Origin of the sequence: Klebsiella sp. M5al (genome assembly GCF_002090195.1) — a bacterium.
In the GTDB taxonomy this organism is placed as follows: Bacteria; Pseudomonadota; Gammaproteobacteria; order Enterobacterales; family Enterobacteriaceae; genus Klebsiella; species Klebsiella grimontii.
This window is the reverse complement of sequence record NZ_CP020657.1, coordinates 2,822,193-2,835,828: the sequence shown is the minus strand read 5'-3', so window position 1 is coordinate 2,835,828 and position 13,636 is coordinate 2,822,193. Positions and strand designations below refer to the sequence as shown.

Sequence of the window (13,636 nt, the reverse complement as noted above, 5' to 3'; positions counted from 1 at the left end):
AAATAAGGATTAATATGCGTATCTCTTTGATTAGCGCAGCGGTTTGCTGCGCCCTTTTTTCAGCTTACGGCGCGAGTGCGGCCCCGCTCAGCGTTGAACAACGTCTGGCGCAGCTGGAGGCCCGGCTTAACCATGCGGAGCAGGAGGCCGGAGAGGCCAAGCGTCAGGCGCAGCAGGCGGAGCTGCGCACCAGCGCGGCAGAACAGCGCGCGGCGGCGGCGGAAAAACAGGTGCAGACGTTAAGCCAGCGCACCGATGCCACGGAGCAAAAGCAGCAGGCTGCCGACAAACAGCTGGCGAAAACCCGCCTGAGCGATGGCTTTGAATTTAACGCCTACGCCCGCTCCGGAATGCTGGTCAACAGCCACGGCAAAGGCGAGCGCGGCGGTCCGGGGATCTCGCCGGCCAGTTCGCTCAACGGTGACGCCCACGTTGGCCGTCTCGGTAACGAGAAAGATAACTACGTCGAGCTGAGCTTCGGCAAGAAAATGACCTTCAGCGACGGGTCGTGGGCGCACTTTAAAACCATGCTGGCCGACGGCGCGACCAACCCGGATCCGTGGGTGCAGGATAACGATAGCCATCACCTGAACGTGCGCCAGCTGTACGTCGAGATGGGCAATTTCGCCGATTTTTCCGGGCCGTTCAGGAACGCCTCCATCTGGGCGGGCAAGCGTTTCGACCGCGATAACTTCGATATCCATTTTACCGATAGCGATATTATGTTCCTCGGCGGTACCGGCGGCGGGATCAATGACGTCAACTGGAACAGCGCGCTGCGCGGCGACTACTCGGTTTATGCGCGCAGCTTTGGCGATCTGGGTAGCGATAACTATGAAGATAACGATATCCAGAACCTGATGTTCACCGCCAACCACTTCTGGAACAACTGGCAGCTAATGACCACGGCAATGACCGCGCAGGGTAACGATTCGCTGAAGGATAATACGTCGACGACCGGCAGCTACGCCCTGCGCAGCGATAATACGGCGAAGAACGGCTACTATGCGATGCTGGCGTATCACGATAAACAGCGGTTCTACGGCCTGGCGCCAGGCGTATCGGAGAGCGCCCTGCAGTACGGCGGCGGACTGGGCGCCGAGGCGCGGCAGCCCGGCAGCGATGGCGATCTTACTGAAAACGCCAAATCTCTGCGCTTTGCGTCCTACGGTATTTTGCCGCTGGGCAAAAACTGGCAGCTTGCGCCATCGGTTATCGCCCAGCATAGCGAAGATCGCTATCGCGACGGCGACCGCTACGATTGGGCGACCTTCAACCTGCGGGTTTCGCAGGGGATCACCCGCAACTTCGCCCTGCTGTACGAGGCGTCCTGGCAATATATGGACCTCAATCCCCATGGACGAACCTATCGCTACGACAGCGGCGTGCATCAATACCAGGCGGTGAGCGGCGATTTTTACAAGCTGACCTTCGCCCCGACGTTCAAAGTGGGCGATGTATTGGATATTAAAGCGCGACCGGAGATACGTTTCTTTGTGACCTGGATGAACTGGGACAAGAATCTGGATCGCTACGCAATTAACGATGATTTCGGCAGTAAAGGCTTTACCGCCGGGGGGAACTGGAACTTCGGGGTACAGACGGAGATTTGGTTTTAATAAAGTTGCCCGTCCGGGGCAAACGCCTGGACGGGTTTATTTAAATACACGCTGTAACTTTATCGCTATGCCAGTTCTGTATGAAGTAAAATAAACTAATAAAATAAAAACCATAACAGGCTAAAAAGATAAAGGTTGTTTTTATAATTCCAACAAGTGACTTTCGTTTTTTCTCAACGATGAGAAGATCGTCAAACCTTTCTTGCTGTTGTTCTGGTGTTAAATTATTAAGTATTTTATTTTTTATATCATCGTGAATCTTTTTAAACGTTCGCTTTTCACCTGGAAAGCTACCGTGTAGAAGAAACAAAAAAATAAAGAAAAGCATAACGAATGCCAATATCCGAATACTGGGCTCAGTTACCCCCCAGCATCCAAGGGTAGCAATAAACAACCAGATACCATGAATGTTTGCTCGCGCTCTAAACCTATCAATATGAGTGTTGTATTTCTCGATTTCTTTCAAAATAGAATCATTGGTTTCCATACGTAATACTCTCCTTTTTAAATGTCCTCGGTTACGAAAGGGTGCAGATCCTGCCATTTTCGTTGCGAAGCGTAACGATTCAAATAACCTTCAACAAATTGATAATCAATGGATTGCCCTGAAGCAATAAAAGCAGCTTTCTGGATGCACCGGTTGGATGACGTCGTTTCGTTTCCCAGCTTTTAACTAGCTCATAGCTAACGCCAACGGCGGCGGCGAAGTCCTGCTGTTTTAAACCTGTGGCTTCGCGTATCGCTTTCACATCAACTTCGCTGAAGGTATGAACGTGGTGCACCTTCGGCGTTTGTTCACCCTTCTCAATCCTGACCATCTCTTCTGCACTAGCCAGCAGATCGGCAAACAATTCGTCTTTCATATACACCTCAGTTGGCTCTCTGGCGCTATCGATGTTTCAATCATTAATAGCTCAGCCTTACTTTATGTTTATTGGCTAGTTTAATAACTCAGCAACCTGCCTTAACATCTTTTTCTGCTCCTGGCTTAATTCATCCTGTTCATTTTTAGGATAGATGAGCGCCAGGTAAATTCTTCCCTTTATCGTTACATTATAGTAAATCACCCGCACGCCGCCGCGCTTGCCCGTTCCGGGACGACTCCAGCGGATTTTACGAAAACCTCCGGTTCCCGAAATGGTGTCACCTGCCTCAGGATCATTGATCAGGATTTCCTGAAAGGCCCGAAATTCATCATCCGGTAACAGCACCTGGCGTCGTTTACTGAAGCCTTGTAGTTCAATAAAAGTAAACATCTCATTCCCTGATGTCCTTACGACTTACCAGACAATATACATGTACTGTGTACAGTAATCAAAGGATTTTATGTACCCGGTACATTGTGACGCGTTGGCCCAGGACAAGACGTATCGCTCATGACCTGGCTTCAGTGCCCACGCTCCCGGGGGCGGCGCGATGCGCCTTGCCCGGGCTACCGAATCGCAGACCACTGAGGACCCGTAGCCCGGACAGATGCGCAGCATCGCCTCCGGGGGCCCGGGTTACATGCTGTAACCCGGCTTCTTAATCAACTGCTCCATCTGCGGCGCGATTTCGCTATCCCAGACCTGCTGCCAGTCGCTCGGTTCTACCTGCTGCAGGGCCACACTCACCGAACTCTCTTTGCTGTTCAGATGGCGAATCAACACCTCGGTAATATCGGCGGCCAGCGCCGTTTTTTGTTCATCATTCAGCTCGCGGGGAAAACATTTAATATCAACGTGCGGCATAGCAGGCTCCTTATTGTCAAGACAATAAAGCTATCATAGCAGGCGACGTTCAGTTCTCATTTTGTGCTTTAAATCAGCTCGTTGCGACGCAGCGCGGATTGGAGTTTGGGATGGCGATACACCGCATCCGCCACGGCGACGAATTTTGGCGTATGGGCCGCAAACCACTCCCGGCGCGGGCCCCAGGCGCACATCGCCGCGATATAGCAGTCGAGCAGGGTTATCTCCGCGCCCAGCGCATACGGCGCGGCGGCAAGCTGCTGCTCCAGCCACAAATAGAGCGATTTACGATAGCGGATGCAGCTTTCCCGCAGCTGCTCTGGCGCATCGGCGGCCCAGCGTTCGGGGTAATCCGCAAAGGTAAAGGTGGGATAAACGTTCGCCACCAGCCAGATGAGCAGACGCTGAAAGGCATGCCGCTGCGGCGAGCCCGGCGCCGGGGCCAGATCCGGCCGCCTGTCGAGAATCATCAGGGCGATAGCGGCGGTTTCGGTCATCACGCTGCCGTCTGCAAGCGTCAGGGTCGGCACCTGACACAGCGGGTTTATCTGTTTGAGGCGGTCGCGCTGCGGGCCCGGCTGGTCAAAGCCCTCAACGTTGACAAAATAGTACGGGATATCGGCCAGCGTCAGCATCAGTTCGCTAATTGTCGACCCCCAGCCGGGTACGCCATAGACGGTGATCATGTTCTGCGCCCTCGTGAATTCGCCGCACAGGAGCGCGGCGGCGGCAGGTTTAGCCATGTTGCAGTATAGATTCGATCGCGCGATGCCGCTATAGAACGCCCTACGCCGACTCCCGCGCCACCAGGTGAAAGCCGATATCAATAATCACGTCCCCTTCACCGCCGCCTTCGATGCGGTCGGCGAGCAGCGTGGCCGCCTGCTCGCCGATGGCGTGACGGTCGACGCTGACGGTGGTGATCGCCGGACGGTTGCTGGCGGCGAAGTCCAGATCGCCAAAACCGATCACCGCCAGATCCTGCGGCACGCGCAGACCCCGGCTTTCGGCTTCCATAATCGCCCCCTGGGCAAGGGTATCGGAGCTGCAGACGATAACGTCAAATTCGCCGCCAGCGAGCAGCTCGGCCAGGCCGCGACGCCCCAGCGCCAGTGATGCCGGAAGCGGCACTTCGACCTGCGGCGCATCGTCAATGCCATTTTTGGCCAGCCGTGCGCAGAGCCCCTGCTTTCGCAACGTCGCGCGCGCGTCGCCGGCCCACAGCAGACCCGGTCGGCGGTAGCCTTTTTCCAGCAGATACTCGCCAATGGTTTCACCGACTTTTTCATGCGAAAAACCGACCAGCATATCCAGCGGCGTCGGGGTGAGATCCCAGATCTCCACCACCGGCGTAGCGGCGTTGAGAATCGTCTTCTTCAACGCCGGGGCGTGCTGAATGCCGGTCAACACGACGCCATCCGGACGCCGGGAGAGTAAGGTTGCGACCAGCTCGGCTTCGGTCTGTCGGCTGTAGCCCGCCACGCACAGCAGCATATGGTAGCCGCGCGCCGCCAGGGTATCGCTCAGCGCCTGGATGGTATCGACAAACATATTGTTGTTAATTTGCGGCACCACCACGGCCACCAGCTTGCTGCGCCTGGAGGCCAGGCCGCCGGCCAGCGCGTTGGGGATGTAGCCCGTCGCCTGCACCGCCTGCATCACTTTCTCGACCGTTTTTGGCCGTACCAGCTGCGGCGTATTCAGCGCCCGACTAACCGTCATCGATGACAACCCGGCGCTGCGGGCAACGTCATCCAGCGTCGGCGCGCGCGTCGGTTTTCTGCTTTTCACGACTAAGCCCCTGTGTTGAGTCGTTTCCTGTGGGCATTATTGATGATGGCCCGCGCAATTGCCAGCGCCCTCCGGGACATCTCTAAGAGAACCAACGACCTGAAAAACAAAATGTTATCGCTATCATTATGCTTTGTAACTTTTCACAAACCTTTTTGGATCGTGACCTGCGCTGCATAATTTCACTCGTTATAACCGCTAATTGTGATCGTTTGTACAAATTAAAATCACTGTCGTAGCGTAAAGACAATTCCAGGATTAAAAATGTTAGCGCAAACATTTTATCACTAAAAAGGAACTGACTATGACCTCGAGTGCTAATTCCGAGTCCGTGACCTACGCCAAAGCTTCCGGCGTCAAAACCGCCGCTGAGACCGGTGACCGTATTGAACACGTCAAACTGTCGCTGGCTTTTCTGCCGCTGGCGACCCCCGTCAGCGATGCAAAAGTTCTGACCGGTCGACAAAAGCCGCTGACCGAAGTGGCGATTATCATCGCCGAAATCCGCTCCCGGGACGGTTTTGAAGGCGTCGGCTTTAGCTATTCCAAGCGCGCGGGCGGCCAGGGCATTTACGCCCACGCCAAAGAGATCGCCGATAATCTGCTCGGCGAAGACCCGAACGATATCGACAAGATCTACACCAAACTGCTGTGGGCCGGGGCTTCCGTAGGTCGTAGCGGCATGGCCGTACAGGCCATCTCCCCTCTCGATATTGCGCTGTGGGATATGAAAGCCAAACGCGCCGGACTCCCGCTGGCGAAGCTACTCGGCTCGCATCGTGATTCCGTCCAGTGCTACAACACCTCCGGCGGCTTCCTGCATACCCCGCTGGATCAGGTATTGAAAAACGTGGCTATCTCCCGCGAAAACGGCATTGGCGGGATTAAGCTGAAAGTCGGTCAGCCGAATACCGCTGAGGATATTCGTCGTCTGACGGCGGTGCGCGAGGTGCTGGGCGATGACTTCCCGTTAATGGTCGACGCCAATCAGCAGTGGGATCGCGAAACCGCTATCCGCATGGGGCGCAAAATGGAGCCGTTCAACCTGATCTGGATTGAAGAACCCCTTGACGCTTACGACGTTGAAGGCCACGCGCAGCTCGCCGCCGCGCTGGATACACCGATTGCCACCGGCGAGATGCTGACCAGCTTCCGCGAACACGAGCAGCTGATCCTCGGCAACGCCAGCGACTTTGTCCAGCCGGACGCCCCGCGCGTCGGCGGGATCTCCCCGTTCCTGAAAATTATGGATCTGGCGGCGAAGCACGGTCGCAAGCTGGCCCCGCACTTTGCGATGGAGGTGCACCTGCATCTCGCCGCCGCCTACCCGCTCGAGCCGTGGCTGGAGCATTTCGAGTGGCTGAACCCGTTGTTTAACGAACAGCTGGAGCTGCGCGACGGGCGGATGTGGGTTTCCGAACGCCACGGTCTGGGCTTCACCCTGAGCGAACAGGCCCGCCGCTGGACCCAGCAAAGCTGCGAGTTTGGTAAACGTCCTTAACAGAATTCCCCGGATGGCGGCGTAAACGCCTTATCCGGGCTACAGGCCCAGTCGCCCGGCCAAGGCGTATTAAGCGCCGCCCCCGGGAGAATACAGCGTTTTCCCGGAGGCGATGCTGCGCATTTGTTCGGGCTACCGGTCCGCAGGCGACTGAAAACCCGTAGCCCTCCCGGGGAAATACCTCTTATTGCCTGTACCCACAATACACAACCCTGCAAAGGAGTTGATTAAAATGCAACAGCAATTAAAACGCAGCAACGTGCGTTACGGTATATTACTGTTTTTATTTCTGGCCACCGTATTTAATTATGCCGACCGGGCAACGCTGTCCGTCGTCGCGCCTATTATGAGCAAAGAGTTAGGTTTTGATCCCGAGGCGATGGGGCTGGCCTTTTCCGTTTTTGGTATCTCCTACGTCATTATGCAAATACCCGGCGGCTGGCTGTTGGATAAATATGGTTCGCGGCTGGTCTACGGCTGCGCGCTAATTGGCTGGTCGATCGTCACCATGTTCCAGGGCACCATCTATATGTTCGCCAGCCCGCTGGTAGCGCTGGTTATTCTGCGCCTGATGATGGGGGCGATTGAAGCCCCAGCCTTCCCCGCCAACAGCCGTCTGAGCGTGCAATGGTTTCCCAATAAAGAGCGCGGATTCGTCACCTCGGTCTATCAGGCCGCGCAGTATATCTCTTTGGGGATTATTACGCCGCTGATGACCATTATTCTGCATAATTTAAGCTGGCACTACGTATTTTATTATATTGGCGCTATCGGCGTGGTGCTGGGGATATTCTGGCTGGTAAAAGTAAGAGATCCCTCTCATCATCCAAAAATTAACCAGCAGGAGCTCGACTATATTCGTGAAGGCGGCGGCGAGCCGGAGTTAGGCACGAAAAAAACGCAGCAGAAATTAACCCTCGCGCAAATCAAAAGCGTCTGCGTCAATCGTATGATGATCGGGGTATATATCGGCCAGTTCTGCGTAACGTCCATTACCTGGTTCTTCCTGACCTGGTTTCCGACCTATCTTTACCAGGCCAAAGGTATGTCGATCCTGAAAGTCGGCTTTGTCGCCAGTATCCCAGCCATTGCCGGATTTATCGGCGGCCTGCTGGGCGGCGTATTCTCGGACTGGCTGTTGAAACGCGGCTACAGCCTGACGACCGCCCGCAAGCTGCCGGTGATCTGCGGCATGCTGCTCTCCTGCGTGATTGTTGTCGCCAACTACACCACCTCGGAAGTGGTGGTGATCGCCGCCATGAGCGTGGCCTTCTTTGCTAAAGGGTTCGGTAACCTCGGCTGGTGCGTGCTGAGCGACACCTCACCGAAGGAGATGCTCGGTATTGCCGGCGGCGTGTTCAACATGTGCGGCAACCTGGCGAGCATCATCACGCCGCTGGTCATCGGCGTGATCATCGCCAACACCCACTCGTTTGATTACGCCATCCTGTACGTCGGCTCCATGGGCGTACTGGGCCTGTTCTCCTATCTGTTTATCGTCGGGCCGCTGGATCGTTTGACGCTGACCCCGCGCGCCGCCTGATTTAACACCCTGGCGAGGATTCGCCCCCGCTGTTTCGCATCACACTCCTGCGAAACAGCGGTTTTTTAGTAGGTTATCCCCGGCGGATTCACCGTCGATTGCGTCACCTCTTCGCCCTGTTCGCCCCAGCGCGCCAGCACCTTCTGGTATTCCCCACGAGCAATCGCGCCATTTAGCGCCGCTTGCAGCGCCACCACCAGGCCGTTGCCCTTTTTGGTCGTCGTGGCAACGTATGCTTTTTTCGGCCCCAGGCCGACGACTTTGGTTTTGCCGCTGAGCGCCGCTTTATAGGCCGCCACCGACTGCGGCCCAAAGAACACATCCGCGCGCCCGGACTGAATATAGAGATTGCCCGAAGCGTCATCGGTCAGGTAGACCGGCAGCGCCGGTTGACGCCCGGCGGCTTCATTTTCGGCGTTCCAGCCGAGCAAAATCCGCTCCTGATTGGTCCCGGACCCGACGATCACCTTTTTGCCCGCGAGATCCGCCGGTCCGCTGACGCTGGCGATATCGCTGGTCGATTTCACGGAAAAGGCCAGCGAATCGACGCGATAGGTCGCAAAATCAAACTTCTCTTTCCGCTGCTCGGTCACCGCAATATTGACCAGCGCCACGTCGTAGCGACCGGAAGTCATCCCCAGCGGCCAGTCCTCCCAGGCGGTGGGCACCAGCTTCAGCTTTAGCCCGAGGCTGCCGGCCAGCAGCCGGGCGATATCCGGGTCGCTGCCGATACGCGTGCGGTTATCGCTGGCCAACAGCGCCAGCGGCGGCGAGTTGAGCGCCGAAATCGCCACCGTTAAGGTGCCCGGCTCGACGAAGGCGTAATTTGCCGGGATCTTCGCGATCGCCTGCTCATCGCGGGTCACCGGCAGCGGCTGCTCGTTGGCGCGAAGGTCGATAGCCGCCTGCGATGCCGCGGATAAAGATAATAACGTCAGGGCTAAAAGTCCGTTTCTCATGCCGCTAATACCCTCGATAAGAACTGCCGCGTCCGCGGGTGCTGCGGGTGGTTCAGCACGGCGTCGCTGCCGCCCTGCTCGACAATTTTGCCGTCGACCATAAACACCACCCGATCCGCCACCTCTTTCGCAAAGCCGATTTCATGAGTCACCACCACCAGGGTAGTGCCGGAGCGCGCCAGCTTTTTAATCACATCCAGCACTTCCCCCACCAGCTCAGGGTCAAGCGCGGAGGTCGGTTCATCAAACAAAATCACCCGCGGGTTCAGCGCCAGCGCCCGGGCAATGGCGATGCGCTGCTGCTGCCCGCCGGACAGGTGTCGCGACCAGGCATCGGCTTTGTTGCGCAGTCCGACCACGTCCAGCAGGTCATACGCCCGCGCGATAGCCTCTTTGCGGGTCGCCTGTTTGTGGGCGATGGGCGCCTCAATCAGGTTTTCCAGCACCGTCAGATGCGGGAACAGATTGAAGTTCTGAAATACGTAGCCGACGTTGACCCGCTGGCGGAGGATCTCTTTCTCTTTCAGTTCGTACAGCTTGTCGCCTTTGCGGCGATAGCCGATATAGTCGCCATCGATCTGGATAAAGCCTTCATCGACGCGCTCCAGGTGGTTAATCGCCCGCAGCAGCGTCGATTTTCCCGAGCCGGACGGCCCGAGGATCACCGTTACCGTGCCGGGTTCGATTTCCAGCGACACGTCATCCAGCGCTTTATGGCGGCCAAAGTATTTGCTGACGCCGGTAATGGAAATATGACCGTTACGAGAGTTGGACATGGACAGGCTCCTGCGGTTGTGGGCGGCGAACGGGTTCAGCGCGACGGCTGCTGCGGGCGGTATTGACCGCCGAGCGGCGTTCGCTGCGGGCCAGGCCGCGCTCGACCAGAAACTGAATCAGCGACAGCACGCTGGTGATCACCAGATACCAGGCGGCGCCGACCATCAGCAGCGGAATGACTTCCTGGGTGCGGTTGTAGATCATCTGGATGGTGTAAAACAGCTCCGGCATCGCCAGCACGTAAACCATCGCCGTCCCCTTGGCGAGGCTGATAATTTCGTTAAAGCCCGCCGGTAAAATGGTGCGCAGCGCCTGCGGCAGGATAATGCGCAGCGTGCGACGGCTGGCCGGAAGCCCCAGCGCCGCCGCCGCTTCATACTGACCGTGATCGACGCCAAGGAAGCCACCGCGGATAATTTCGGCGGTGTAGGCGCTTTGCACGAGGGTCAGCCCGACAACGGCAGTGGAAAACTGCCCCAGCACGTTGATGGTCTCAAAGCTGGCCCAGCTAATGCCGGTGAACGGGATACCGATCGATAACCTGTCGTAGAGATAAGAGAAGTTGTAGAGAATAATCAGCACCACGATCAGCGGCAGCGAGCGGAACAGCCAGATATAGCCCCAGGCCAGGCTGCTCAGCAGCCATGAGCTGGAGAGGCGGGCCAGCGCCAGCAGGCCGCCGAGAATAACGCTCAGCGCCGTCGCCAGCAGGGTCAGCAGCAGCGTCTGCCCGAGGCCCTCGAGGATCACCGGGTCAAAGAACCAGCGGGCAAAAACGCCCCACTCCCAGCGCGGGTTAAAGGCGACGGATTGAATCACCACCGCCAGCGCCAGCAGCGCCAGCGCCGCGCCTACCGCCCGCAGCGGATAGCGCGCGGGGACAACCTTAATCGTTTCCGGGGTATGCATAGGGGCTCCTTAAGCGCTCTGGCTTAGCGCGCTGACCGCCAGCGCTTTGGTGAAGCGCAGTCGGCCATCAAACGGCGGCAGACTGTACTCTTCCGGATCGCGGCTGAGGTCAAACTGCGCCTCGTAGCCCTGGCTCAGGTAGAGCCGCACCGCTTCCGGCTGCCGAAAACCGGTGGTCAGATAGATATGGCTGTAGCCGGCAAGCAGCGCCCGACGCTCCAGCTCCTGCACCACTTTCGCCGCCAGCCCCTGCTGGCGCAGACGGCGATGGGTCCAGATACGTTTGATTTCCGCCGTATGGGCGTCTTTCGGTTTGTACGCGCCGGTGGCGATAATTTCGCCCTCGCGCTCCAGCACGATAAACAGCCCCTGCGGCGCCAGATACCATTCAGTCAGCTCGATTTCGGCATCGCGGGAGAAGTAGTCGCCGTAGCGCGCGGCGTACTCACCGAACAGGCCCTCAATAATCGGCTGCAGCTCCGGGGTTTCCGGAGAGACATCGCGGAAAATATCGCTCATCATGCCTCCTGTTAGTCGCCGAGTCCGGCCGGGTTGATTTCCGATTGCGGGATGCTCTCCACGCCTTCGCCCCAGCGGTTCAGTACCTTCGCGTAATCGCCGCTGCGGATAGCGCCGTTCAGCGCCGTCTGTACCGGTTCAACCAGACCGCTGCCTTTTTTCACCGTCACGGCGATATGCGCCGCCTTCGGCCAGCCGCCGTCAACGCTGCCCACCAGCTTGGTTTTGCCGGTCAGCGCCGCTTTCCACGCGCCGATCACGTTGGGGCCGAAGAAGGCGTCGGCGCGCCCGGACTGCAGCGCCAGGGTTTGGGCGGCGTCATCTTTGGTATAAACCGGGGTAAACGGCTTCAGCCCCTTCTTAAGGTTCTCGGCGTTCCACGCCAGCAGGATCGCTTCCTGATTGGTACCGGAGCCGACGATAATCCGCAGCCCGGCAATATCTTCGGCTTTTTCAATTTTGCTCAACGGACTGGTGCTCTTGACGTAAAAACCCAGCGAATCTTTGCGGTAGGTGGCGAAGTCAAACTTCTCTTTGCGCTCTTTGGTTACGGTGATATTGCTGACCGCCGCATCATATTTGCCGGAGGCGACGCCGAGCGGCCAGTCTTCCCATGATGTCGGTACCACGTTCAGCTCAAGCCCAAGGCTGTCGGCCACCAGGCGGGCGATATCCACTTCGCTGCCGAGCAGGGTTTTGTTATCGTCAGAAAACACGGTCAGCGGCGGCGAGTTCAGCGCGGCGACCGCGACGGTCAGTTTGCCCGGCACCGCCAGGTGAAGACCTTTGGGCAACTGCGCGATAGCCTGCGGGTTTTTCGCCGTATGAATCGGCGTTTTGTTAGCTTCGAGGCTCACGCCGGTGCCGTTGATCGTGACGTTCTGCGCCCAGGATGAGGCGCTAACGGCCAGCGCAAGCGCCAGGAGTAGCGATTTTTTCTGCGTTTTCTGCATAGCGGGTGTTCTCTATTATTGTTTTTGGAATTGATTAACGGGCTCTGCCAGCCCTAAGCTATCGCGCAGCGTGGCGCCGGGATATTCCCGGCGGAATAATCCGCGCTGCTGAAGAATGGGTACGACCTGATCCACAAAGCGCGGGAAGGTGTCCGGCGTGCCGCCCTGGATAATAAAACCGTCCGCCGCGCGCTGTTCAAACCACTGCTGCAAACCATCCGCCACCTCTTCGGCGGTGCCAGAGAAACGCGGTCGCGGGCTGGCCGCCTCCAGCGCCACCTGGCGCAGCGTCAGGCCGCGTTCGCGGGCGTTGCGTTTTATCTCGTCGGTGGTGCTGCGAAAGCTGTTCTGCCCGAGGTCGCCGATATCCGGAAACGCCTCGTCCAGCGGATATTGGGAGAAATCGTGATGCTCAAAATAGCGGCCGAGGTAATTCAGCGCGTCCTCAATCGATACCAGCGCGGCGGTGGTCTGGTATTGCTGCTCCACATCGTCGGCGCTATCGCCAACGATCACGCTGACGCCCTGGAATATGTGTAGTTCGCTCTCCCGGCGGCCGTACGCGTCGAGCTGGCTTTTGACGTCGCGATAAAAGGCCTGCGCTTCCGCCAGCGATTCCTGATGGGTAAAAATAGCGTCGGCATGGCTGGCGGCTAATTTTTTGCCGTCATCGGATGCGCCCGCCTGAAAGATAATCGGTCGCCCCTGCGGGGTGCGGGCAATATTTAGCGGACCGGCTACTTTAAAGAAATCGCCGTGATGATTAAGCGTGTGCAGCTTATTTTTATCAAAGAACTGGCCGCTCTCTTTATTCCGAATAAACGCATCCTGCTCCCAGGAGTCCCACAGGCCTTTGACAACCCGCAGATATTCATCGGCAATGCGGTAGCGCAGAGCATGATCGGGATGCTGGGCGCGGGAGAAGTTTTTCGCCGAGCCCTCCAGCGGCGAGGTGACCACGTTCCAGCCCGCGCGCCCGCCGCTCAGATGATCGAGGCTGGCGAACTGGCGGGCGGTGGTAAAGGGTTCGCTGTAGGAGGTCGACAGGGTACCAACCAGGCCTAAACGCGTGGTTACCGCCGCCAGGGTGGATAATACCGTCAGCGGTTCAAAACGATTTAAAAAATGCGGGATCGATTTTTCATTAATATATAAGCCGTCGGCGACAAAAATAAAATCGAGCTTGCCCTCTTCCGCTTTTAGCGCCGTCTGCTTAACGAACTCAAAGTTAATACTGGCGTCCGCCAGCGCGGCCGGATGGCGCCATGCCGACATATTTCCCGATGCGCCATGTAATATAGTGCCAATACGCAGCTGCCGTTGTTCAGACATCGT

The 13,636-nt window shown here is 57.4% G+C and carries 13 protein-coding genes and 1 pseudogene; 3 read left to right on the top strand and 11 right to left on the bottom strand.

Going from position 1 to position 13,636, the window contains the following annotated elements; genetic code table 11:
- Window positions 1-14 precede the first annotated feature (14 nt).
- A complete protein-coding gene (locus BWI76_RS13605; RefSeq protein ID WP_064371744.1) occupies window positions 15-1,619 on the top strand; it encodes a carbohydrate porin in 1,605 nt (534 codons plus the stop codon).
- A gap of 40 nt (window positions 1,620-1,659) precedes the next feature.
- Here BWI76_RS13605 and BWI76_RS13600 read toward each other — a convergent pair whose 3' ends face one another.
- From BWI76_RS13600 to BWI76_RS13575, 6 genes are all read right to left on the bottom strand, one after another.
- Window positions 1,660-2,106 (bottom strand): hypothetical protein, encoded by a 447-nt coding sequence (locus BWI76_RS13600; protein ID WP_004138142.1) that lies wholly within the window; start codon window positions 2,104-2,106, stop codon window positions 1,660-1,662.
- Between the two features lie 79 nt (window positions 2,107-2,185).
- Window positions 2,186-2,482 (bottom strand): NadS family protein, encoded by a 297-nt coding sequence (gene nadS / locus BWI76_RS13595; RefSeq protein ID WP_004138143.1) that lies wholly within the window; start codon window positions 2,480-2,482, stop codon window positions 2,186-2,188.
- Window positions 2,483-2,557: 75 nt separating this feature from the next.
- Window positions 2,558-2,875 carry a type II toxin-antitoxin system RelE/ParE family toxin gene (locus BWI76_RS13590; RefSeq protein ID WP_004138145.1) on the bottom strand — a complete coding sequence of 106 codons (318 nt, stop codon included), beginning with the start codon at window positions 2,873-2,875 and terminating at the stop codon, window positions 2,558-2,560.
- A gap of 246 nt (window positions 2,876-3,121) precedes the next feature.
- Complete coding sequence (gene pptA, locus BWI76_RS13585; RefSeq protein WP_004138159.1) at window positions 3,122-3,349, bottom strand: tautomerase PptA; 228 nt, start codon at window positions 3,347-3,349, stop codon at window positions 3,122-3,124.
- Between the two features lie 68 nt (window positions 3,350-3,417).
- On the bottom strand, window positions 3,418-4,035 hold the full coding sequence (locus tag BWI76_RS13580) for a glutathione S-transferase family protein (protein WP_004138161.1): 618 nt from the start codon (window positions 4,033-4,035) through the stop codon (window positions 3,418-3,420).
- Window positions 4,036-4,135: 100 nt separating this feature from the next.
- Complete coding sequence (locus BWI76_RS13575) at window positions 4,136-5,140, bottom strand: LacI family DNA-binding transcriptional regulator (RefSeq protein ID WP_004138163.1); 1,005 nt, start codon at window positions 5,138-5,140, stop codon at window positions 4,136-4,138.
- A gap of 304 nt (window positions 5,141-5,444) precedes the next feature.
- Between BWI76_RS13575 and BWI76_RS13570 the strand changes: the two genes are divergently transcribed.
- Together BWI76_RS13570 and BWI76_RS13565 are read left to right on the top strand one after the other, a co-directional pair.
- Window positions 5,445-6,641: an L-talarate/galactarate dehydratase gene (locus tag BWI76_RS13570; protein ID WP_004138165.1), complete on the top strand. Its 1,197-nt coding sequence runs from the start codon at window positions 5,445-5,447 to the stop codon at window positions 6,639-6,641.
- 232 nt (window positions 6,642-6,873) lie between these two features.
- Complete coding sequence (locus BWI76_RS13565; protein WP_004138166.1) at window positions 6,874-8,184, top strand: MFS transporter; 1,311 nt, start codon at window positions 6,874-6,876, stop codon at window positions 8,182-8,184.
- Between the two features lie 65 nt (window positions 8,185-8,249).
- On the opposite strand, the gene BWI76_RS13560 is transcribed toward BWI76_RS13565, so the two are convergent.
- From BWI76_RS13560 to BWI76_RS28510, 5 genes and pseudogenes are all read right to left on the bottom strand, one after another.
- Window positions 8,250-9,143 (bottom strand): transporter substrate-binding domain-containing protein, encoded by an 894-nt coding sequence (locus tag BWI76_RS13560; protein ID WP_004138167.1) that lies wholly within the window; start codon window positions 9,141-9,143, stop codon window positions 8,250-8,252.
- On the bottom strand, window positions 9,140-9,919 hold the full coding sequence (locus tag BWI76_RS13555) for an amino acid ABC transporter ATP-binding protein (RefSeq protein ID WP_004138168.1): 780 nt from the start codon (window positions 9,917-9,919) through the stop codon (window positions 9,140-9,142). Before BWI76_RS13555 ends, BWI76_RS13560 begins: the two co-directional genes overlap by 4 nt.
- Window positions 9,903-10,829, bottom strand: coding sequence for an amino acid ABC transporter permease (locus tag BWI76_RS13550; protein ID WP_004138169.1), 927 nt, complete (start codon window positions 10,827-10,829; stop codon window positions 9,903-9,905). The genes BWI76_RS13555 and BWI76_RS13550 overlap by 17 nt, the downstream gene beginning before the upstream one ends.
- 9 nt (window positions 10,830-10,838) lie before the next feature.
- Window positions 10,839-11,348 (bottom strand): GNAT family N-acetyltransferase, encoded by a 510-nt coding sequence (locus BWI76_RS13545; RefSeq protein WP_004138170.1) that lies wholly within the window; start codon window positions 11,346-11,348, stop codon window positions 10,839-10,841.
- Between the two features lie 11 nt (window positions 11,349-11,359).
- Window positions 11,360-13,633, bottom strand: a pseudogene (locus BWI76_RS28510) (NtaA/DmoA family FMN-dependent monooxygenase).
- Window positions 13,634-13,636: the final 3 nt, after the last annotated feature.

Excerpts from the sequence above, each read along its gene's own strand:
- BWI76_RS13545 (WP_004138170.1), bottom strand. The coding sequence starts at position 11,348 with ATGAGCGATATTTTCCGCGATGTCTCTCCGGAAACCCCGGAGCTGCAG.
- BWI76_RS13605 (WP_064371744.1), top strand. The coding sequence starts at position 15 with ATGCGTATCTCTTTGATTAGCGCAGCGGTTTGCTGCGCCCTTTTTTCA.
- BWI76_RS13580 (WP_004138161.1), bottom strand. The coding sequence starts at position 4,035 with ATGATCACCGTCTATGGCGTACCCGGCTGGGGGTCGACAATTAGCGAA.
- BWI76_RS13555 (WP_004138168.1), bottom strand. The coding sequence starts at position 9,919 with ATGTCCAACTCTCGTAACGGTCATATTTCCATTACCGGCGTCAGCAAA.
- BWI76_RS13550 (WP_004138169.1), bottom strand. The coding sequence starts at position 10,829 with ATGCATACCCCGGAAACGATTAAGGTTGTCCCCGCGCGCTATCCGCTG.
- BWI76_RS13600 (WP_004138142.1), bottom strand. The coding sequence starts at position 2,106 with ATGGAAACCAATGATTCTATTTTGAAAGAAATCGAGAAATACAACACT.
- BWI76_RS13560 (WP_004138167.1), bottom strand. The coding sequence starts at position 9,143 with ATGAGAAACGGACTTTTAGCCCTGACGTTATTATCTTTATCCGCGGCA.
- pptA (WP_004138159.1), bottom strand. The coding sequence starts at position 3,349 with ATGCCGCACGTTGATATTAAATGTTTTCCCCGCGAGCTGAATGATGAA.
- nadS (WP_004138143.1), bottom strand. The coding sequence starts at position 2,482 with ATGAAAGACGAATTGTTTGCCGATCTGCTGGCTAGTGCAGAAGAGATG.
- BWI76_RS13565 (WP_004138166.1), top strand. The coding sequence starts at position 6,874 with ATGCAACAGCAATTAAAACGCAGCAACGTGCGTTACGGTATATTACTG.
- BWI76_RS13570 (WP_004138165.1), top strand. The coding sequence starts at position 5,445 with ATGACCTCGAGTGCTAATTCCGAGTCCGTGACCTACGCCAAAGCTTCC.
- BWI76_RS13590 (WP_004138145.1), bottom strand. The coding sequence starts at position 2,875 with ATGTTTACTTTTATTGAACTACAAGGCTTCAGTAAACGACGCCAGGTG.